The sequence below is a fragment of the Alteromonas portus genome, from assembly GCF_005117025.1.
Lineage (GTDB): Bacteria > Pseudomonadota > Gammaproteobacteria > Enterobacterales > Alteromonadaceae > Alteromonas > Alteromonas portus.
The window spans coordinates 170,010-190,576 of sequence record NZ_SWCO01000003.1; the positions used below are offsets into that span (position 1 = coordinate 170,010).

Below are 20,567 nucleotides of genomic sequence, written 5' to 3' on the forward strand. Positions count from 1 at the left end.
TGCTTTACGTTAAGTACGTACATCAAAAACAGGTACATGAATGAATACTATTCTGGTTACGACCAGTCGCGGTCTTGACGAACTATTAAAACAAGAGGTGCTAAGCCTATGCCCTGACGCGCAAATTAAACAAGGGCCTGGCACTATTCAGTTTGAAGGCTCAAAGGAAGATGCGTATAAACTTTGCTTATGGTCACGCTTAGCCAACCGCGTAATTTGGGTGCTTGCATCAGGAAAAGCAGGTGACGCAGATGCACTTTACAACACGGCTATGGGTATTGACTGGCAAATGCAGATGGATTCACGTCATACCTTATCTGTGCAGTTTATCGGCACAAACTTTGCCATAAAAAACACCCAATTTGGTGCGGTTCGTGTTAAAGACGCCATAGTCGATTCGTTCGTAGAGCAGGGCTTACCGCGCCCATCAGTAGAGCGTAAAACCCCTGATATCTCTGTATATGCAAGGCTGCATCGCGATAACGTGATTTTAGGCATAGACCTAGCTGGCGCCAGCTTGCACCAACGCGCGTACCGACAAGAAACGGGCGACGCGCCGCTTAAAGAGCATATTGCAAGCGCCATGTTAATGCGTAGTGGTTGGACGGAAAATATCGACGCGCCATTAGTAGACCTTATGTGCGGTTCAGGCACTATCGCCATAGAAGCGGCTTACATTGCCCGAAACATTGCACCAGGTATTAAGCGAGTTTACTGGGGCTTCACTAAATGGCTTGGCCATGAAGCGAAAGTATGGGATGAGTTAGTCGAACATGCTATTTCCGCGCAAAAGCCAAGCTGCGGCGGCATTTACGCAGGTGACTTCAGCCGTAAAATGGTAGCCATTGCGAAAGCCAACGCCGATTTCGCTGGCGTGTTTAACGATATTTCCTTTTCACAACAAGACGCAACGAAATCGTCGCCGCCGGTGAGTACTCCAGGCTACGTTGTGTCTAACCCTCCTTACGGTGAGCGTTTGGGCGAACTAACCTCGCTAATACCATTATTTAGTGACTGGGGTAAGCGCTTTAAAGAAGCCTGGAAAGGATGGCATGTATCCCTTCTTAGCAGTAATCGTGATTTGCTGCGCGTGCTTAAGCTACGTGCCACTAAAGACTATGCCATGAACAACGGTAAGTTAGAGTGTCGCTTAGCCAACTATGTGCTTGATGAACAAAACACGGTGCAGTTTAGTGAAGACGCCAGCAACCATGAGTTTGCGAATCGTCTCAAGAAAAACCTTAAACGTATGAAAGGTTGGATAAAGAGCGCTAACACTAACTGTTACCGCATATACGATGCTGACTTACCGGACTATAACGTTGCTGTAGACAGGTATGGCGATTGGCTGGTCGTTCAAGAGTACGCGCCACCTAAAACTGTATCTGAAGATAAGGCCCGTAAGCGCCTGCAAGAAGTGTTACTTCATTTGCCTGCCGTAACAGGTATATCACCAAAGCACATTGCGCTTAAAGTGCGTAGTCAACAAAAAGGCACCAAGCAGTACGAGAAAATTAACCAGTCTGGCGACATGATGGAAGTGTTTGAAAATGGCGCGCGTTTCCTGGTTAACCTGACTGACTACTTAGACACGGGTCTTTTCTTAGATCACCGTAATACCCGTCAAAAGGTTCAGGCGTTGTCCCAGGGTAAAGATGTGCTAAACCTGTTTTCATATACGGGAAGTGTGTCTGTTTTCGCGGGTATGGGTGGTGCGAAATCTGTTACTACTGTGGATATGTCTAACACCTATTTAGAATGGGCAAAGAAAAACGTAGCACTGAATAAACTTACTAGCCCACATGCTTTTATTCAAGCGGATTGCACAACGTGGTTAGGTACCCATAAAGGGAAATACGACTTAATTTTTATCGACCCACCGTCGTTTTCTAACTCAAAGCGGATGCAAAGCACCTGGGATGTACAGCGCGACCACGTAAAAATGCTTACCGACGCTAAAGCGTGTCTAAAAGAGCAGGGGATTATTATATTCTCTAACAATAAGCGTGGCTTTAAGTTAGATGAAACTGCCATTAACAATCTTGGATTGTCAGTGGAGAATATAACCAAAGACACTATTCCTGAAGATTTCGCCCGCAAAGGTAACATTCATCAGTGCTGGGTATTAAGTTCATGAAAATTTATTTCTACACCGGGCCCCAATGTAGTCTGTGCGACTCAGCTGATGTTGAACTTCAGCAAACGTCAATGTTTACATCGCTTGACATAGAAAAAGTTAACATTCGCACAAGCACCGAGCTTTACCATTTGTACGGTGCAAGGATCCCCGTTTTAAAACGGGCAGATAATGAAAAAGAAATCGGCTGGCCTTTTAATACCGCCGATTTAGAGGAGTTTCTTCAGTGAGCATTTTGCAGTTAAAAAACATCACTGTTATCTATGGAAATCCACCGCTTTTAGACGGTGTCGAACTCGTTGTTCAGCCTAAAGAGCGCGTATGTTTAGTTGGGCGTAACGGAAGCGGTAAATCCACCCTTATGAAAGTGATTGCCGGTGATATTATTGCCGACGACGGTCAGCGTATTATCGAAAACAATAAGGTTATTGCGCGCTTAGAGCAGGACCCGCCTCAAACCACCGATGTGACACTTTTTGATTATGTTGCCGAAGGTTTATCTGACGTAGGTGAAACCCTTAAAGCTTATTTTCACCAAACTCGTATCGTGGGTGAAGATCCAAGCGAAGCGAATTTAAATAAATTACAGCGTCTACAAGAACAGTTAGAAGCAAGAGACGCATGGCAGTTTGAACAGCAAATAGAACAAACGCTCACCATGCTAAAGCTAGACCCTGAGATATCGTTATCTACTCTGTCTGGGGGATGGCGTAGAAAAGCAGCGCTAGCTCGTGCTTTAGTGCGTCAGCCTGATTTATTACTGTTGGACGAACCGACCAACCACCTTGATATCGAAATGATCCGCTGGCTTGAATCGAGTTTGAGCAACTATCAGGGTGCTATTGTGTTCGTAAGCCATGACCGTGCTTTTATCCGCGCCATGGCCACACGTATTATTGACCTAGACCGCGGCTCTGTAACCAGCTACCCGGGTAATTACGAAACCTATCTTGAGAAAAAACAGCACGATTTAGAAGTTGAAGCGTCGCAAAACGCTGAGTTTGATAAAAAGCTAGCTCAAGAAGAAGTGTGGATACGACAGGGCATTAAGGCGCGCCGTACCCGCAACGAAGGCCGAGTAAGAGCGCTGAAAAAACTACGTGAAGAGCGAAAAGCCCGCAGAGCTGTTCAAGGTAATGCGGTAGTCAATCAACATCAGGGCGCACGCTCTGGAAAAATGGTGTTTGAAGTAAAAGATTTAAGCTACAGCATTGAAGGCAAACCCATTGTTAAAGGGTTAAACCTGAATGTTTTGCGTGGTGACAAGCTTGCACTTATTGGCCCTAATGGTAGCGGTAAAAGTACGCTTATCAAGCTATTGTTAGGCGAATTACAACCCGACAACGGCAATTGCAAACAAGGCACCAACCTTGAAGTGGCATACTTTGACCAACATCGCCACGGCTTGGATTTAGAAAAGTCTGTGATAGACGCGGTAGGCGACGGTAAGCGCGACCTGATGGTAAATGGTCATCCGCGCCACGTTATTAGCTACCTACAAGACTATCTATTCACACCTGAGCGCGTTAATGCGCCAGTTAAGTCGCTATCTGGTGGTGAAAAGAACCGTCTTATGTTGGCCAAGCTTATGCTTAAGCCAAGTAATGTTCTGGTACTGGATGAGCCAACTAACGATCTTGATGTTGAAACTTTAGAGATGCTCGAAACCTTACTCAACGAATATACCGGCACCGTGCTTTTAGTCAGTCACGATAGGGAATTTGTTGATAACGTAGCAAATAGTAGCGTGGTATTCGAGGGTAATGGAATGCTTCGCGAATTTATTGGGGGTTTCACTGACGTAGAAAACTGGTATAAAGAGCAACAGGAAAAACGTCAGCAAATCGAAAAGGAAGAAAAAGCCAAGGTAAAGAATGAAACTAATTCAGCTTCAGACAGTCCTAGTGCTAAGTCTTCTCCCCGTAAGACGAAAAAGCTATCATACAAAGACCAGCGTGAACTTGAGTCCTTACCGAAAGAACTAGAAACACTTGAGGAAGAGCTTGAGGCTATGCAAGAAAAAGTCAACGACCCAGATTTTTTCAAACAAGACAGTGACATTACTGCCAAGGCGTTAGCCGAGCTGGCAGATAAAGAAGAATTACTTTCCCAGAAATATGCGCGCTGGGATGAACTAGAAAGTATGCTGGAAGATAATCAGCAGTAAATAGGATTTTAAATGAAACGAACTCAGCTTGCCGCCGCCGTTCTGTTGGCAACAGGAAGTGTTTCGGCATTCGCCGCGACCTATTCAGTGACGCCTCTTCCTTTGCAGGATACCGCTAGAAACAATTTTGCACGTTCAATCGATAATTCGGGCAAAATGTTGTCTGTGGTACAGCTTGAATACAACCCTCCCGTTGATGTAGAGCAACTGGAAGATGACACCACGTTCTTCGATGTGAATGGCTCCAGTTTAGAAAATGAAGACGACGCGCGCCAAGGTGTGTTTACTGACGCGGACTACACCACTATCGTTAATTACCTGCTGTCGAATTTTACTGCCACAACCGGTCAAAAGCTTGGTTCGTATAGAACGTTTATTACTGATACTCAAGATATTTCCTTGGTTCCGGGTTTAGACGAAATTACTGAAAAGTTTGATGACTATACCCGTTCTGTCGAAGCAATAGGTAGAGACAGCCTGAATGGAAACTTCATCGTGGGTGACTCATCTGGTTTGGTGGTTCTAGACGCTTACGAAAATGAAGATGGTGACACCATCAATTACACTTACCCAGAGTCAGCGCAACAAGGTTTCGTTCAATCGTCTAACGTAACAAAGGTGTTACCCGCTGTTGATACTACTGCTGGCGGCTTTTCCTCTGCTCGTGCAGTAAATTCGAACTTACAAGTGGCCGGTTTTAGCACAGTTAGCTTTTTAGACGATGTTGAAGAGGCAGTTGAAACTTGTGCTGACGACGAGCTTCGCGGAGACCAGTCAGAAGGCCGTTGTCTTTATACCGTTTACAATGGTGAATTTGCAGTACCGCGTATTTCTAGCTACTTCTTAAACACATCAACCAATTATTTACCGAGCTTCGTTTTACTATCAGAAGTTAATGCCACTATTTGGCAGATTGACGTAAATGGTGATGTTATTAGCACAGATACTTATCCATTGTTGTTTGAGCCTGATGAAGACGATACGTCACATTATTTCACCTATGCTTACGATATCAATAATCAAGGTATAGCAGTGGGTGAAGGCTTAACAGGCGATCGCATTACCATTACGCGCCCTAATCAGTCTGGCTTGACTGAAAGCGAGCGCGTAGCAACCGTATTTAGAGATGGCGAAACAATAGAACTTCTTCCTCGCGAAGAAAACATCATTAGCCAAGCAATTGCTATTAACGACGAGAACTGGGTCACAGGTGCAGTGCTTCGTTCACAAAGCGATATCGCACGCTCACGCCTTTTTGTTTATAACCTAGATACGCAAGAGCAGAAATACCCAGATGGATTTTTCGTAAGTGCAGGGGTTACTGCAAATGCGATCAACAATAACAATATTGTTGTGGGCAAGGCAGATGTTGATGCGACAAGCGATACCTTACGTGAAACTGCTGCGTTTATGTATAACATTGATACAGAAGAATTTCTTGATCTCAATGATTTAGTGTCTTGTGACAATACCTATGAGCTTATTGAAGCCGTTGATATCAACGATGACAACGAGATTATTGCTAACGCGCGCGTAAAAACAAATAGTAAGTACGTAACTGGCGTTGACATCATTAACTCAAGCGGTGAAACAGAGTTAATTGATTCAGTGGTTGCGGTTAAACTATCTCCAATAGCTAATGGCTCTATAGACGATTGTGAGATCCCTGAAGACGAGCAACCTTTTGAGCGCAGCGGTGCTTCTACTGGTTGGCTAGCATTCATCGGATTATTTGCGGCCGCATTTGTACGTAGACGCATAAAGAAATAATCGAGCGTTTAATTAAATACAGCTAACTTTCGAAAGCCACATTCGTGTGGCTTTTTTTATGCCTAAAAACCGAAAAAATAGACATATTTATGCATAAAAAATGTAACATAAATTTCATCGAAACTTCATTTGTTTAAAGTTTGTCAAGTGTTTTTATTTTATATTTTTCTTGAACCATTTTGTTAATTGCACTATCACAGTAATGTACGCAATCACTTTTCCGGCACTATCAACCGATATGATGTAGAGCGCTCGTGAAAATGATTTGTTGTACATTCAACAAACAAAAGAGGCTAATCAATGAAAAGACAAAAAAGAGATAAACTGACACGCGCTCATTCTAAAGGCTATCAAGCTGGTATTAGCGGTCGTTCAAAGGAAAATTGTCCATTTCAGCAAAACGATGCACGTTCACAGTGGTTAGGTGGGTGGCGCGAGGCAGTAGAGGATAGACACTTAGGTTTAAGTGTTAAATAACACTTCTCTTTTATGAACTGATTATGCAAAAAGGAAAGCCCCAGAATTGGGGCTTTTTTATTGTGTTAAGCAAGTATACCTAAATGGCGATAGGGGTATTTTAAAAATTCGACGTATCTTGGAATAGTCCAACTTTTAAATCTTTCGCGACATAAATCTCACGACCATCTACTTCTACTGAGCCATCTGCCATACCCATGAAGAGTTTTCGCTTAATGACGCGCTTCATAGTGATTTTGTAAGTAACCTTTTTCGCTGTTGGAAGGATCTGCCCAGTAAACTTCACTTCACCAACACCTAAAGCACGACCTTTTCCTGGGCCACCACTCCAACCAAGGAAGAAACCAACTAATTGCCACATTGCGTCAAGGCCAAGGCAGCCTGGCATCACTGGATCACCTGGAAAATGGCAGTCAAAAAACCATAAATCTGGAGAGATATCTAATTCAGCGATAATTTCGCCTTTTCCATGCTCGCCGCCATCTTCAGTAATTGAGACGACCCGATCCATCATTAGCATATTAGGGGCGGGAAGTTGACTGTTCCCGGGACCAAACATTTCCCCACGACTACATGCCAATAAATCTTCTTTGTTAAAACTACTTTTCTTCTCTGACATTCCCAACTCATTGTTGTTATTAAAGTGACGGTGTTAATTTAGCGAACAGTTGTACGCCAAACAACTCTGAACAGTCATTTTTCTGAAGAAAAACGCATGCTAATATATTCTTAGTTAATTTAACTCGTGCAAATGTTGCCCTACAAGCGCAATTTATAAACAGCGATTATTCTACGCTTCACAATAGCGTACCTTTATGTGAAAACTATGACAGAACAAACAACAAAAAAAGCCATAAAAAAGAGTCCTGCGGATAAAGCTAAAGCAAATGCGGACAAGCAGCGCCGGTTCAGAGAAAGACAGAAAGACGCAGGAAAGAAACTTGTAAGAGGGTACGTGAGCCCAGAGGCTAAGGCTTGCTATGACGAAATTCGTGACAAAACAGGTTGGACCGACAGCGAAGCTATGTCCAATGCTATGCGATTAATGTATGCGGCCTACAAATGTGGTCAAATAAAACTTTTAAATGAATGGCTTAGAAAAAATAACCGTTAGGCCATTTTATTTTGTTTTTGTTTTAAGCCACTTGCGACTTGGACTATTTTGCATGGTATGCCGCTTTATAATGCGGTGAGCTTCTGTAACCACATCATCCCGCTCTCGATAATCCCACAAGCGTTTGGCTACCATTCGATTATTCAGAGCGATGTCAACAATTGGCGTGACATAATCGCGTTCAATGTCAAAGTCTAACATCTGTGCCTCTAATGGCGGCAGCAAGTAGGGTGCATGAACGGCCTCGTTAGGTAAATTTGTTAACTCTGGAACCCACTTTTTAATAAACCTTCCTTGGGGATCTAATTTTTGTGACTGTGTCGCTGGGTTGTAAAGACGCACTGTATGAATACCGGTAACACTCACCTGCATTTGTATTTGTGGATAATGGATACCGGGTTCAAAGTCTAAAAACTGTGTTGCCAAATAATGAGCAGCTTTCAACCAATGAACATTAAGGTGGTGACATAGAAAACTCGTGACCATTGCTCGCATACGAAAGTTGATATACCCGGTATATTTAAGTGCGCGCATGCAAGCGTCAACAAGCGGGTAACCAGTTTGACCCGTAGCCCAACGATGAAAACGACGTTCAGCTTCAGGGCCATCTATAAAGGGAAAGTTCTCGTAAGCGCTGTTCATAGAGCGCCATTCTATACTGTGCTCGCTTTCAAACTTTTGAATAAAATGGCAGTGCCAATGCAGTCTGGATGTAAAAGCCGATAGAGCACGGCTCCATTGCTTTTTTTGCTCAGCCGGAAGCGATTTTTTCTTTTTCTTCTCAACCAACACACTCTGGTAGACCTGCTTGATTGAGATATTACCCCACGCGAGATAGGGACTTAAGCGTGAGCATGAACGTCTTGCGTTCTCTGGCATAGAAATATGCTGATGATAATTCTTCCCACGCCCCATAAAAAAATCTTTCAAGGCCTGCCAAGCACGCTTTTCACCACCTAGCTGCATTTTGGCTACGGTGGATATTGCGCCATCTTTATTCGCTGTATCATTGAGTACGTTTAGAGAACAACTCTCTGTGAAGCTTTCCGCCAAACTAATCTTTGTACAATTGAAATTTACCACATCATCAAATGATTTCGATGTAGCCAAAATGGCAGAATGTTCGCGCCAATTTGCCCAATTTGTTCTGGCGATATCAAAATCATAGGTGGGTGTTGCAAAATGATGCTCCCAGTTTACCTGCCATTGGTCGCGGTGCGGCAAACCACGTATCACTGCACCATACTGAGACTCATAAAGTGGTATGTTGTTATTTTTCAAATAGCTACAAACAGCTATATCGCGGTTATACGTAACCTTTAAGCCTATTTCTTGGTAACTCCTAACCGCTGAAATGTTGTAATATTGAGCAATGAATTTAAGTGCCTCTACAACTTCGCAGTGCAGTGTCAAAACACCACTAAGTGATGGTATTTGACTATTTATGTCATCAATACTTTGCTGGATAAAACGCCAGTGGCGAATGTCCATATGCGGGTCTGCGATAAGTGATGGCTCCCAACAAAACAGCAGAAGCACTTTTTCACTCGCTTCAAAAGCGCGATAAAGAGGCTCGTGATCACGTAAGCGTAGGTCTCGCTTTAACCAGATTACAGTAACAGACTCTTTGTGATTTACTAGCATTATACAGACAACTAGCTACAGCCACTTATTGCGAAACTGACCAGTAGGGTCATAAATCTCAGTTTGCTTTTGCAAGTTGAACTGCCTGTGGCCACGTGGGTCACTGCCAACGCCGGCTAAGTAAAGCCAATTGCCCCAATTACTACCTACATCGTAATCGACTAATTGGTGTTCGAACCAGGCAGCACCATATCGCCAGTCTTGCCGAAGCTCGTGAACAAAACAGCTCGCAACAAGCTGTCTACCGCGATTTGACATATAGCCAGTTTCAGCGAGTTGCCGCATACAGGCATCTACAATTGGATAGCCGGTTTTACCTTCGCACCAACGGGCAAATGTTTCGGGGCAATGTTTTGTCGAAGGTGTTTTACCCTGAATGCCACTAAAGCGAAACCATTTGGCCCCATATTTACACTGTAACCAATGAAAAAACTCACGCCAAAGTAGTTCAAAATATATCCAGTAAGTAGACTCGTTCTTTTCTACGGTTTCTTCGAAGCGTTGCACTTGTCTGACAACCTCCCTCGGTGAAAGCGACCCGTTGGCAAGCCATGCAGATAGCTTTGTACTGTCTTGCCATGTATCTAGTGCATTACGGGTTTCTTTGTAGGAAGCCGCAGCCTGCCAGTCGTAAAGGTAAGTGTTCAAGTGAGAAAGCGCGGCTGTTTCGCCACCTACAAACGATGTTGCAGAAGGTTCAGGTAAATCAACATCCAAATTGAATAGAAAAGACGGGTCAAACTTTGGCACAAAGAAAGCGGGCAGGCTTTCGATAACTGGATGGACCGATAATGGTTGGCAATATTTCTCTACTTTTCTGCGAAAAGGACTAAAAACGTCAGGCATATTTTCTATGCTAAATGGAAGTGTTTGTGCGTCAAATAGGCCAAACGTTGAGGTCTCAATAACCGTTAACGTATCAAAAAAACGTTTAACTGTGTTTAGCTGTGCAGTTTCGTCGAAACCACAGTGCTTACTGACGCCCAGGTGGGAAAATTGTCCAGACTTTAATAAATCAACTAAACAAGCAGCCGGATTTCCCTTAAGTACAAGTAAGTCGTGACCCAGTTTTTTCAGTTGGTGCTTTAAATCTACCAACGTTTGCTTCAAGAAACGCTGTCTATGTTCGCCCATTGGGGCAATACCAAAGACGTTAGGGGTAAAGTTCTTGTCATCAATTATATAAACAAACGTTACCTCGCTGACCGATTTACACAGTGCCGAGATAGCCGCATTATCGTGTAGCCTTAGGTCATGTCTAAACCAGAATAAGCCCCGTTGATGAGCGTTTGAACATCTTTCATTAGATTGTTGATTTATCATACTAATTTTAAGTGTTTTTTTGAGAATTACAGGGATCTTGAATCCGCTTTACTACGTAATATCTCAAATACGAATAATATTTAGATTTGGCGCAACGCCTGAGGAAAAAAAGTGACCGTTCCTGTGAGCATCGTGTGGTTTAGACAAGACCTCCGCGTAAAAGATAACCCCGCATTAAACGCAGCATGTGATATGGGCAAAATAGTGCCTATCTACATTTACGACGATTCGTCACCTAATGGTAGAGAGCCTGGGGGCGCAAGCAAATGGTGGCTTCACCACTCTTTAGCCTCACTCAATAAACGTCTTAACGGTCACTTGCAAATATTTAAAGGTGATCCGCAGGTTCTAGTTCCAAAATTAATGGAAACCTTTAATGCGAGGGGGATTTTCTGGAACCGATGCTATGAGCCCTGGCAAATAAATCGTGACAAGGCAATTAAGCAAACACTGATTGATAGTGAATATGAAGCACACAGTTGCAATGGAAGCCTTTTGTGGGAACCAATGAAAGTGCTCAAAAAAGACGGCACGCCATATCGCGTATTCACTCCCTATTACAAAAAAGGCTGTTTACAAGTAGAGGAGCCTCGATACCCTAAAGCGCCTCCGGCACGCATAACTTATGCAGACGTAAAAAATGAGGGTATTGAATTAGCATCGCTAAACTTGCTACCCACTATTAAGTGGGATGAAACCATTGCTAAAGAATGGACACCAGGTGAAGACGGTGCGGCTGATAACTTAGCAGACTTTATTGAAAACTCTGCACGAAAATATAAAGACGGGCGTGACATTCCCTCTGCACGAGGAACTTCACGTTTATCGCCGCATTTACATTTTGGCGAAGTTTCGCCAAACCAAGTTTGGTATGCAATAAAAGATAAATTCGGAAATAGCGAAGACAAAAGCATTGAAACCTATTTGAGCGAGTTAGGTTGGCGTGAGTTTAGCTATTACTTGCTATTTCATTTTCCAACGCTGCCAAATAAAAACTTCAACGACAAGTTCGATAAATTTCCTTGGCGCACAGATGCGAAGGCACTTAAAGCGTGGCAAAAAGGAAAAACGGGTATTCCTATTGTCGACGCTGGTATGCGAGAACTATGGCAAACAGGCTACATGCATAATCGCGTGCGCATGATTGTTGGCTCATTTCTGGTTAAAAATTTATTGCTAAGTTGGCATGAAGGCGAGAGATGGTTTTGGGACACGTTATTAGACGCTGACCTTGCCAGTAACAGTGCCAGTTGGCAGTGGGTTGCGGGTTCTGGAGCAGACGCAGCGCCTTACTTTAGGATCTTCAACCCAATACTCCAAGGTGAGAAGTTTGATAAAAAGGGCAACTATGTTCGCAAGTATTGCCCAGAGCTAAACAAACTTTCAGACAAGTACATTCATAAACCATGGGAAGCCCCCACTGCAATATTGAAAGACGCAGGCATAGAACTTGGTAAGGAATACCCTAAGCCTATTGTTGATTTGAAAGCATCTCGGCAGCGTGCCCTCGATGCGTTTCAGCAAATAAAAGAGTAGGGTGTATGGCAACACTTATTTTGGTATTAGGCGATCAGCTTACTGAAACATTGCCCGCGATCGCTGAAGCGGTAAAAAGCAAAGACACTATTTTAATGGCTGAGGTACGTGAGGAAGCAACTTACGTAAAACACCACAAGAAAAAAATTGCGTTCTTGTTTAGCGCCATGCGCCATTTTGCCCAGGCGTTGCGTGACGACAATTTTAACGTTAACTACGTCAAATATACTGATGACAATAACAAAGGTGACTTACTTGCTCAGGTTAAACACGAAGTCAGTGTACATAATTACGATGCTGTAAAAGTAACCATGCCGGGAGAGTACCGTTTGCTAAAAAGCATGGAGCAATGGGAAAACGCGCTTGGCATTCCCGTAACAATCTGCGATGACAACCGGTTCCTCTCTACGCCAAAGGAATTCACAGATTGGGCCGAAGGTAGAAAGCAGCTCCGAATGGAGTTTTTCTACCGTGAAATGCGCCGCAAGCACAACATACTAATGGAGGGTAAAAATCCAATTGGTGGTAAATGGAATTACGACTCCCAAAATCGTGAATCTATGCCAGAAACTCAAAAAGTACCAAAACACACCACATTTGACATTGACGATATTACTTCAGATGTTATCGAATTAGTTAAAAACGAATTTAACGATCATTTCGGCGATATTGATAGCTTTCACTTCGCCGTGACACGAAAAGACGCACTTACCGTTTTAAACACCTTCATAGAAGAAAGACTGCCAAATTTTGGGCAGTATCAAGATGCCATGGTTGAGGGTAAGCCTTGGCTTTATCACTCTCATATCGCGTTTTACTTGAATTGTGGTTTATTAACTCCAAAAGAAGCCATTCAAGCCGCAGAACAGGCGTACTACGCTGGACAAGTACCTCTTAACTCTGCTGAAGGATTTATTCGACAGATATTGGGTTGGCGCGAGTACGTAAGAGGCTTCTATTGGCATTTCATGCCGAATTTGAAGACAGACAATTACTTTAACAACAGCCGTGCATTACCTTCGTTTTTTTGGGACGCCCAAACCAACATGAACTGCATGCGCCAATGTATAAAAGAAACCCAACAAAACGCTTATGCCCATCACATACAGCGGCTAATGGTGATTGGAAACTTTAGTTTATTAACTGAATTAAGTCCTGAAGAGGTACAAGCATGGTATCTGCTTGTGTACGCCGATGCTTATGAATGGGTTGAACTGCCTAATGTAGCGGGAATGATCTTGTACAGCGACGGTGGAAACTTAGCAAGTAAACCCTACGTCGCAAGTGGTAGCTATATCAACAAAATGAGCAACTACTGCAAAAATTGTGGCTACCAGGTTTCGAAGAAAACGGGACCGAAAGCGTGCCCCTTTAACTACCTGTACTGGCATTTTATTGATAAGCACAAGGAAAAATTAAGCAACAACCACCGCATGGCCATGATTTATAAAACCTACGGGCGGATGAAAGAAGAGAATATCGAAGCCATGAAACAGGACGCGACCCTATTTTTATCAAAACTTACGAAAAATGAAGAAGTCTGATTTACCTACAAAGATGTGCCCAGTCTGTGAGAGGCCATTTACATGGCGCAAGAAATGGGAGAAAAACTGGGAAAACGTGCGTTACTGTTCGAAGCGATGTGCTTCATCAAAAAACAAAACCAAATCCAATTATGGTTAACCTAGCGTAACTAAACTGGCAAATTAAGAGTTTTAGCGCTTTTTAATTTGCCATTGTTTTATCGAGGCGCGAGTTTGCCCGCTACCACCAGCAGTCTTTGAACGGTCGCCCAGATTAGACCTTCTAACTGCCGCCTTTGTTGTCTACTTCTCTTAAGCCATAACAGTGCGGCGGCAACATGCCGTTAACATATGTGTCAAATGTAACCTTCATTGAACGGGTCGCATAACGAACTTAGGATTACGACAAACCAGGTTCTAGAAGTAGTAATGGCAATGTCTACAAAAGCAGCAATTTTACAAAACTCTTTATTCAGCACATTTTTTAAACAATTTTTTTTATCACTCATTGGCCTTATTGCTTTAACAACCGCTAGCTTAGTTGATGGTATTTTTATAGGCCAATACGTCGGCGCACAAGGTCTAGCCGCAGTAACGTTACTTTTACCTTACATTACGTTTCTTGTAGCTCTTTCTTTAATGCTCGCAATTGGGGGAAGCGTTACTATTGGTACCTTCATGGGGAAGGGCGATACCCATTCTGCCAGTGCATTATTCACGCAAATTTTAGTGGTTACAGTAACCCTCAATATAGTATTGGCAGGATTAAGCTACATTGCGGAACCAGCTTTGTTTTGGCTACTTCACATTCCGTCTGACATCGCGCCACTAACAAAGCAATATTTTTCCGTTCTTCGATGGGTATTCATTCTTCAGTTCTCAGGCATGGTGCTTTACTACCTTGTGCGAGCAGATGGCTACACCAAACTTGCTACCACTGCATTACTTATAGGTGCAGTATCTAACATAGCGTTAGATGCGCTATTGGTAGGGCATTTGGGCTTTGGCATGGAGGGTGCAGCTTATGCAACTGGCCTAGCACAAGCTCTTCAGCTCATTATATTACTAGCATTTTTTGCTGATAAGAGCCGAGCAATTACGCTTTCAACGTTTAATAAACCGTGGCGGCGTCTTTTTTACGTTTTAAAGAATGGCATTTCAGAGTTTACTAATGAAATTTCCGTGGGTGTGCTTTTCTTGGTCATCAACGCACTACTTGTAATAAGGTCTGGCAGCGAGGGTGTAGCTGCATACAGTGTGGTTAATTACTTTATATTTTTAAGTATTATGCTCAGCTTTGGTATCGCAGACGCACTGCATTTACTTGTTAGCTACAATCGCGGAGCCTCACAGCTTACAAGGGTTAATGCTTTTTTATTGATAGCGTTAGGTACCGTGTTTATTGTTGGACTGATAATAACAGCGTGCTTATTGTGGTTTAAACAATTCTTTATTGGCCTTTTTCTGGCCCCCACACAACAAGTATCTAACTACGCGTATATCATTATTCTGTATATTTGGCCGCTTTTCCTAGTAAACGGCTGTAATGTACTACTTAGTGTGTTTTTAACTGCCATTGAAAGGCCGTTTCATTCTGCTGTCATTGCATTAGGCAGAAGTATTCTGTTTCCAGTTTGCTTTTTACTATTTTTATTCCATTTCACTACTTCAACATCATTAGATAAAAGTACGGACTTTTCGTTTCTTATAGCACTTCCCATTGCAGAGTGGGTGACGCTGTGCTGCGCAGTCTTTTTTGTTTATAAACATTATTATCTAAAACGAAACACTTAAAAAATAACCACATGTAACAAATGTAAAAGTCTTTGCTAATGAGAACCATTCTCACTAAATTGGCCCGGTAATTTGCTCATCTTAAAAGGGTCTATGCATGACTTCAGTCGCTAAGAAACAGGCTAATAACGCGTCGTTTCAGGCATTCATGAATGCTTATATCAAAGAAATCGATACGGGGGTTTGGCACACTAAAGCAGAGTGGGTAATACGAACAGGTATTCAGTTACATCAAAATGATAAATATGCCGTTGAGCTTTTTCTAACCGCTAATAATACTCGGTTATCAGTATCCGCATCATATCGTTCCACGGTAGGACGCCATATATTCACCTCGATATACAAACAACTTCCTAATAGTCTTCAATGGGAAGAAATTTCCTTCATGAGCGCTATTCTATTGCTCATCGACGAAATCTACAGTGAAGGCGAAACAAATACAATCGCAGAGCAAAGCTTAGAACTTTACGCCAGGACCATCGAAAGTCATCAAATTATGGCGATGTATCTAGAAAATCGTGCAGGCGATCCCGACCTGGAAAGTAATCGTTTTATCGACTCTGAACAAGCTATTCTCTTTGGGCATTGGTTACATCCCACACCCAAGTCCAGACAGGGAATGCATCGATGGCAGCACGAACTTTTCACGCCAGAACTGAAAGGCCAGTTCAAGCTACATTATTTTGCGGCCAAGCAACCTATCACATTTTCTAATAGCGCTGAAACAGAGTGCGCTTTTGAAATACTTGAAAATATAGCGCTAAGTGATGGAACCTCTTCTACCAAAGCACTTATTGAAGAAATACATCGTAAAAATTTAAAGTTATTAGCGGTACATCCACTTCAAGCTGACTGGCTGTGCGCTCAGGCTCCTATACAAAAAATGCTTATTGAAGGTGAGTTGCTCCAACTAGGAGAGTTAGGGCCTTCATTTACGCCTACGTCTTCAGTAAGAACTCTGTATAACGCAGAGTTAAACTACATGGTGAAAGTTTCTATACCTGTGAAGGTAACTAATTCTTTAAGAAAGAATATGCACCATGAATTAGAGGCTGGCGTCACCCTTTGCCGTCTACTTAAACGATGTGGCTTTTCTACACATTATCCTCAGTTCAGATTTATTGAGGACCCTGCATATATTTCTCTAAACGCAGGTAACGGTAAAGAAAGTGGGTTTGAGTTAATACTAAGAAAAAACCCTTTCAATAAAATTAATGAATCTGCTGGTTCTTGCACAACGCAGTCTATAGCAGCCCTAGTTCAAGATCCTCTCGTGCCCGGTGGACAATCTCGACTTGCTTCTATCATTCACTCGCAGGCACAAAAAGAAGGCATTGATAGTAGTGAGGTGGCTGCAAAATGGTTTGATACTTATTTGAATTGTGCCATTGAGCCAGCAATAAGACTCTTCGACCAATGTGGAATAGCCTTAGAGGCGCATCAACAAAATTCACTATTAGCAATATCTGAAGGCTATCCTACAGCTTACTATTACCGTGATAACCAGGGTTTTTATTTGTCAAAAGAAAGACAACAAATACTTGAAACCATGGAGCCTCAACTCGTTCACTGCAAAGACCTGTTTTACAGTGAACAAATGATAATTAATCGATTTACATATTATCTGTTTTTTAATCAATTATTCGCTGTGATCAGTCGCCTCGGTAGCGACCAACTCGCGTTAGAGCCTACCTTACTAAATAAAACCTACCATAGATTAAAATCCATGCTGCCTAGTTTAGGTTCACTGGGCACCGCTTTCGTAACCTCGGTATTAGCACGAGCAAAACTTCCTTTTAAAGCCAACCTTCTTACTCGGGTAAAGGATGTTGATGAGCTTGAAGCACAAGATGAGCTAGCTGTGTATGTATGGGTAATTAACCCATTTAAAAATATTGAACAGCTGAGTGAAGCACCATCGCATGTTAACGAGCAACGACAAGAAAGTGCAGATAGGGTAGTTGCCAATGCTTGCTAACCCCAGTTTACAAAAAACGACAGCACCTGAATTTGCATTGAAAGAAACACATGTTTCAGTAATGTGCGAAAGTGAGAAGCGCGTTGTTCGACAGTTGTTTGAAGCGTTACTTTATGAGGGCATAGTCGAATACTGTTTTAAAGGCGGGAAATTTACGCTCAATGTTGGCAAGGCACTGATAACAGCCCAGGGCCAAATAACTCACTTTAGTAGAGTTCGTTTAAATCCTAATTCGCTTAAAATAGATGGTGTACCGTTAACACTGTCACACGCTATCAACGTCATTGCTTCGCTATCTTGCTCTGATGATAAGCGGAATAAACTCGTCGATGAATTAAAACACACGCTATTACTTTGCCGCTGGAATCAAAAGAATCTGGTTCAAATGCCCAGTAGGCGTGCACTTAGTTATAACCGCCTAGAATCTGCACTTATAGAAGGCCACCCGTACCACCCGTGCTTTAAATCAAGAAGCGGTTTTAGTGTTGCAGATCATGAACAATACGGACCTGAAGCTGGCGGAACGTTTAAGCTTCAGTGGCTTGCGATAAAGCGTGAATTTTTAAGTGCAAACTTTAACGGCGAGACTGAACAAAGCTTCTGGAAAAGAGAGCTAGGCCATTCTACCTACAATTATTTGACCGACATCTTGCGCCAGCAGGGTGGGAATCATCAAGACTATGGCCTGGTGCCCGTACACCCTTGGCAGTACAAAACCATTAGGCCTCTTCTGGAGCAACCTCTAGCAAATAGTGACGTTTACTCCCTTGGGCTAGCTGGAGATGAGTACCAAGCCAGCACGTCTTTAAGAACCCTGCTTAATACAAGCAATGTAAATAAAGCCAGTGTAAAGCTACCGCTTAATGTGGTGAACACGTCGTCTTTGCGCACAATTGAACCTCATTCAGTGTGTACTGCACCCCATATATCTAATTGGTTAGCCACCTTAATTAATAATGATGAGTGGCTACAAAGGCAAAATGTTTTATCTATTCAAAAAGAATACGCGGGTATTGCGTTAAAAAATCCCCGGGATGATGGCGAAAATAGTAGCTGGGCTACTGCATTAGCACCGAGTCTTAGCACTATTTTTCGTGACGCTAGCGTGTTAAACGAGCCTAACTCTCAGACCGTACCGTTTGCCATCCTTGCTAGTACTGAACAAGACGGTAAACCATTTGTCGCCCATTTAATTGAAAATCACGGCGTAGAAAAATGGTTGGACGCACTCATTAATACTGCAGTGCTTCCCGTGTGGCACTTATTGGTTAATCACGGTATTGCAGTAGAAGCACATGCGCAAAACATGTCCTTAATATTGAAAGATGGGTTACCCAAGAAAGTAGTGCTACGTGATTTTCACGAAAGTTTAGAGTATGTGCCAGATTTTATTGCGAACGAATGCAGCGTGCCTGAATTTGAAAAGATTAACTCTGATTACGTCAACGCTCCCTTTAATCGCTATTACTGGATGGACAATATCGGCGCATTGCGAGAGCTATTCGTTGATACCGTATTTGTCTATAACTTAGCGGAGTTATCCTTTCTCTTTTCTAAACACAGTTATTGTAGCGAGGGGTTCTTTTGGTCAAAAGTCGCTGGCGCTATACGCTCATACAATGATAGCGGAATTACAGATTATTCCCGTATAGATCGCCTGAGTCTATTTGAACCACGCATTATTACTGAATCGCTCTTGAAGAAAAAACTTCATGCAGGCAATGCGCATGAAGAGTTTCATCACACCATTGAAAACCCATTAGCCAAATTTTTCAAAGATACTTGTGGAGAGTCACATGCTTAGTATCGACGATAAAGTCATCTCAGCCCAAGATATAAGCTCAAAATTTAAGGTATTTTCAAATACCTCTTACCTAAAAGCACAAAAAGGCAGTGTTGCTGTGTGCATAGAAAGCGTTACTGATTGGCTTTCACTGTGTTTTTACGCAAAAGAAGCTGGGCTTACTGTAATGCCTATTCATGCTAGTACGCCAGAAGCTTTAGCAAAAAAGTACGCCGATAGAGCTGGGTGTTATGCTCTCATCTACCAGACGCTCGACAATGTGACTTTATTTCCTGAAAACGAAGCGCCCGACACTGCTCCCGGCCTTATTCAAATGAGTTCGGGGACCACCGGCGAACCTAAAAGCATCAAGCGCTCTTGGCGTAGCATAAATCAGGAAGTATCTGCTTACGTTTCTCATTTCAGTGCGCCAAACTCTATGACGCCGGTTATTGCTTGCCCCGTTACTCACTCGTACGGGCTTATATGCGGGATATTTGTTGGGCTAGCGCGAGGTAAACACCCTAGAGTCTTTACGAGTATCAATCCCAAGCATTTACTCAAAGCGCTGCTTAAACTTGAGCAACCTCTACTGTATTCGTCACCATTAATGATAGATACCATATGTATGCTTTGGCCCAGCAACAGTAAGCTTCACGCTGTTATGACCTCTGGCACTTTAATGTCAGGCCCCGTGTTTGAGCGAACCAAATCCAAAATAAAACATTTCTATCAGCAATACGGATGCTCTGAAGCTGGATGTGTTGCAATAAGCAAAACCTTTGACCGCGCTAATGTAATAGGTGAAGTGCTTCCTCATGTTACCGTTAAAGCTGGTGATAACTCGAAAGCACCGAGTGAAATGGTAATAAAGGTAAAGCAACCACTCGATGGTCAAGTTTCAGAGATCCACACCAGCGACCTTGGATATTTCGAAACCATTGATGGCAGGAGGCAGCTATGCTTCGTTGCGCGCCAAGATGACACCATAATTGTTTCGGGACTAAACGTTTACCCCAAAGATGTTGAAGACATTGTATTAACCCATCCCCACATTAAAGATGCGGTTTTATTTAAAGTAAAAGACCACAGCACAGGCTACCGAGCTTTCCTACAATTTTGTGCGCCTCATCGCTTTAGCGATGAGGATAAAGCCGCGTTAAGACGCTGGTGTTACCAGCACTTAGCAACCTATCAAGTCCCTTTTGATTTTGTTCAAGTCGACGCTATTACCCGTTTGCCTAATGGCAAGGTAAATAGAAAAGCCATAGCAGAAAGCTACCAATTAGAAGCAGAGACACAAGCGGTTACAGCCTAGAGC

Annotated in this window: 16 protein-coding genes; 13 read left to right on the forward strand and 3 right to left on the reverse strand. The window is 42.8% G+C overall.

The features are described from left to right. The first annotated feature begins 40 nt into the window (after positions 1 to 40). From rlmKL to rmf, 5 genes are all read left to right on the forward strand, one after another. Complete coding sequence (gene rlmKL, locus E5672_RS07100) at positions 41 to 2,137, forward strand: bifunctional 23S rRNA (guanine(2069)-N(7))-methyltransferase RlmK/23S rRNA (guanine(2445)-N(2))-methyltransferase RlmL (protein WP_136781561.1); 2,097 nt, start codon at positions 41 to 43, stop codon at positions 2,135 to 2,137. Continuing rightward, positions 2,134 to 2,367 (forward strand): glutaredoxin family protein, encoded by a 234-nt coding sequence (locus tag E5672_RS07105; RefSeq protein ID WP_136781562.1) that lies wholly within the window; start codon positions 2,134 to 2,136, stop codon positions 2,365 to 2,367. Before rlmKL ends, E5672_RS07105 begins: the two co-directional genes overlap by 4 nt. Then, on the forward strand, positions 2,364 to 4,304 hold the full coding sequence (gene uup, locus E5672_RS07110; RefSeq protein WP_136781563.1) for an ATP-binding cassette ATPase Uup: 1,941 nt from the start codon (positions 2,364 to 2,366) through the stop codon (positions 4,302 to 4,304). Before E5672_RS07105 ends, uup begins: the two co-directional genes overlap by 4 nt. A 12-nt stretch (positions 4,305 to 4,316) precedes the next feature. After that, a complete protein-coding gene (locus E5672_RS07115; RefSeq protein ID WP_136781564.1) occupies positions 4,317 to 6,074 on the forward strand; it encodes a DUF3466 family protein in 1,758 nt (585 codons plus the stop codon). A 300-nt stretch (positions 6,075 to 6,374) separates the two neighbouring features. Beyond that, positions 6,375 to 6,551: a ribosome modulation factor gene (gene rmf, locus E5672_RS07120; protein WP_014949558.1), complete on the forward strand. Its 177-nt coding sequence runs from the start codon at positions 6,375 to 6,377 to the stop codon at positions 6,549 to 6,551. Positions 6,552 to 6,651: 100 nt separating this feature from the next. On the opposite strand, the gene fabA is transcribed toward rmf, so the two are convergent. Continuing rightward, positions 6,652 to 7,170, reverse strand: a complete 519-nt coding sequence (gene fabA / locus E5672_RS07125) for a bifunctional 3-hydroxydecanoyl-ACP dehydratase/trans-2-decenoyl-ACP isomerase (protein WP_136781565.1) — start codon at positions 7,168 to 7,170, stop codon at positions 6,652 to 6,654. 207 nt (positions 7,171 to 7,377) lie between these two features. Here fabA and E5672_RS07130 point away from each other — a divergent pair, with 207 nt between their 5' ends. Then, complete coding sequence (locus E5672_RS07130) at positions 7,378 to 7,665, forward strand: hypothetical protein (protein WP_136781566.1); 288 nt, start codon at positions 7,378 to 7,380, stop codon at positions 7,663 to 7,665. A 6-nt stretch (positions 7,666 to 7,671) separates the two neighbouring features. Here E5672_RS07130 and E5672_RS07135 read toward each other — a convergent pair whose 3' ends face one another. Both E5672_RS07135 and E5672_RS07140 read right to left on the reverse strand, forming a co-directional pair. Beyond that, entirely contained in the window at positions 7,672 to 9,309 is a 1,638-nt protein-coding gene (locus E5672_RS07135; protein WP_240692178.1) for a cryptochrome/deoxyribodipyrimidine photo-lyase family protein, read from the reverse strand. A gap of 15 nt (positions 9,310 to 9,324) precedes the next feature. Continuing rightward, the gene (locus tag E5672_RS07140) at positions 9,325 to 10,632 is read right to left on the reverse strand and encodes a DASH family cryptochrome (protein ID WP_136781568.1); all 1,308 of its coding nucleotides are present in this window, start codon (positions 10,630 to 10,632) and stop codon (positions 9,325 to 9,327) included. Positions 10,633 to 10,743: 111 nt separating this feature from the next. On the opposite strand from E5672_RS07140, the gene E5672_RS07145 reads away from it, so the two are divergent. The 7 genes from E5672_RS07145 to E5672_RS07175 all read left to right on the forward strand — a co-directional run bounded on the left by E5672_RS07145 (position 10,744) and on the right by E5672_RS07175 (position 20,564). Then, complete coding sequence (locus tag E5672_RS07145; protein ID WP_136781569.1) at positions 10,744 to 12,168, forward strand: cryptochrome/photolyase family protein; 1,425 nt, start codon at positions 10,744 to 10,746, stop codon at positions 12,166 to 12,168. A gap of 5 nt (positions 12,169 to 12,173) precedes the next feature. After that, the gene (locus E5672_RS07150) at positions 12,174 to 13,712 is read left to right on the forward strand and encodes a cryptochrome/photolyase family protein (RefSeq protein WP_136781570.1); all 1,539 of its coding nucleotides are present in this window, start codon (positions 12,174 to 12,176) and stop codon (positions 13,710 to 13,712) included. Next, positions 13,699 to 13,851 (forward strand): DUF2256 domain-containing protein, encoded by a 153-nt coding sequence (locus E5672_RS07155; protein ID WP_136781571.1) that lies wholly within the window; start codon positions 13,699 to 13,701, stop codon positions 13,849 to 13,851. The genes E5672_RS07150 and E5672_RS07155 overlap by 14 nt, the downstream gene beginning before the upstream one ends. 269 nt (positions 13,852 to 14,120) lie before the next feature. Further along, complete coding sequence (locus tag E5672_RS07160) at positions 14,121 to 15,485, forward strand: MATE family efflux transporter (RefSeq protein ID WP_136781572.1); 1,365 nt, start codon at positions 14,121 to 14,123, stop codon at positions 15,483 to 15,485. A gap of 97 nt (positions 15,486 to 15,582) precedes the next feature. Beyond that, positions 15,583 to 17,463, forward strand: a complete 1,881-nt coding sequence (locus E5672_RS07165) for an IucA/IucC family protein (protein WP_136781573.1) — start codon at positions 15,583 to 15,585, stop codon at positions 17,461 to 17,463. Beyond that, on the forward strand, positions 17,453 to 19,267 hold the full coding sequence (locus E5672_RS07170) for an IucA/IucC family protein (RefSeq protein ID WP_136781574.1): 1,815 nt from the start codon (positions 17,453 to 17,455) through the stop codon (positions 19,265 to 19,267). Before E5672_RS07165 ends, E5672_RS07170 begins: the two co-directional genes overlap by 11 nt. Next, on the forward strand, positions 19,260 to 20,564 hold the full coding sequence (locus E5672_RS07175) for an AMP-binding protein (protein WP_136781575.1): 1,305 nt from the start codon (positions 19,260 to 19,262) through the stop codon (positions 20,562 to 20,564). The genes E5672_RS07170 and E5672_RS07175 overlap by 8 nt, the downstream gene beginning before the upstream one ends. Positions 20,565 to 20,567: the final 3 nt, after the last annotated feature.

What these genes read in the sequence shown, in the direction of transcription:
- E5672_RS07130 (WP_136781566.1), top strand. Translation starts at nt 7,378, where the DNA reads ATGACAGAACAAACAACAAAAAAAGCCATAAAAAAGAGTCCTGCGGAT.
- E5672_RS07150 (WP_136781570.1), top strand. Translation starts at nt 12,174, where the DNA reads ATGGCAACACTTATTTTGGTATTAGGCGATCAGCTTACTGAAACATTG.
- E5672_RS07105 (WP_136781562.1), top strand. Translation starts at nt 2,134, where the DNA reads ATGAAAATTTATTTCTACACCGGGCCCCAATGTAGTCTGTGCGACTCA.
- E5672_RS07115 (WP_136781564.1), top strand. Translation starts at nt 4,317, where the DNA reads ATGAAACGAACTCAGCTTGCCGCCGCCGTTCTGTTGGCAACAGGAAGT.
- E5672_RS07155 (WP_136781571.1), top strand. Translation starts at nt 13,699, where the DNA reads ATGAAGAAGTCTGATTTACCTACAAAGATGTGCCCAGTCTGTGAGAGG.
- rmf (WP_014949558.1), top strand. Translation starts at nt 6,375, where the DNA reads ATGAAAAGACAAAAAAGAGATAAACTGACACGCGCTCATTCTAAAGGC.
- E5672_RS07135 (WP_240692178.1), bottom strand. Translation starts at nt 9,309, where the DNA reads ATGCTAGTAAATCACAAAGAGTCTGTTACTGTAATCTGGTTAAAGCGA.
- E5672_RS07170 (WP_136781574.1), top strand. Translation starts at nt 17,453, where the DNA reads ATGCTTGCTAACCCCAGTTTACAAAAAACGACAGCACCTGAATTTGCA.
- E5672_RS07165 (WP_136781573.1), top strand. Translation starts at nt 15,583, where the DNA reads ATGACTTCAGTCGCTAAGAAACAGGCTAATAACGCGTCGTTTCAGGCA.
- E5672_RS07160 (WP_136781572.1), top strand. Translation starts at nt 14,121, where the DNA reads ATGGCAATGTCTACAAAAGCAGCAATTTTACAAAACTCTTTATTCAGC.
- fabA (WP_136781565.1), bottom strand. Translation starts at nt 7,170, where the DNA reads ATGTCAGAGAAGAAAAGTAGTTTTAACAAAGAAGATTTATTGGCATGT.
- rlmKL (WP_136781561.1), top strand. Translation starts at nt 41, where the DNA reads ATGAATACTATTCTGGTTACGACCAGTCGCGGTCTTGACGAACTATTA.
- E5672_RS07140 (WP_136781568.1), bottom strand. Translation starts at nt 10,632, where the DNA reads ATGATAAATCAACAATCTAATGAAAGATGTTCAAACGCTCATCAACGG.
- E5672_RS07175 (WP_136781575.1), top strand. Translation starts at nt 19,260, where the DNA reads ATGCTTAGTATCGACGATAAAGTCATCTCAGCCCAAGATATAAGCTCA.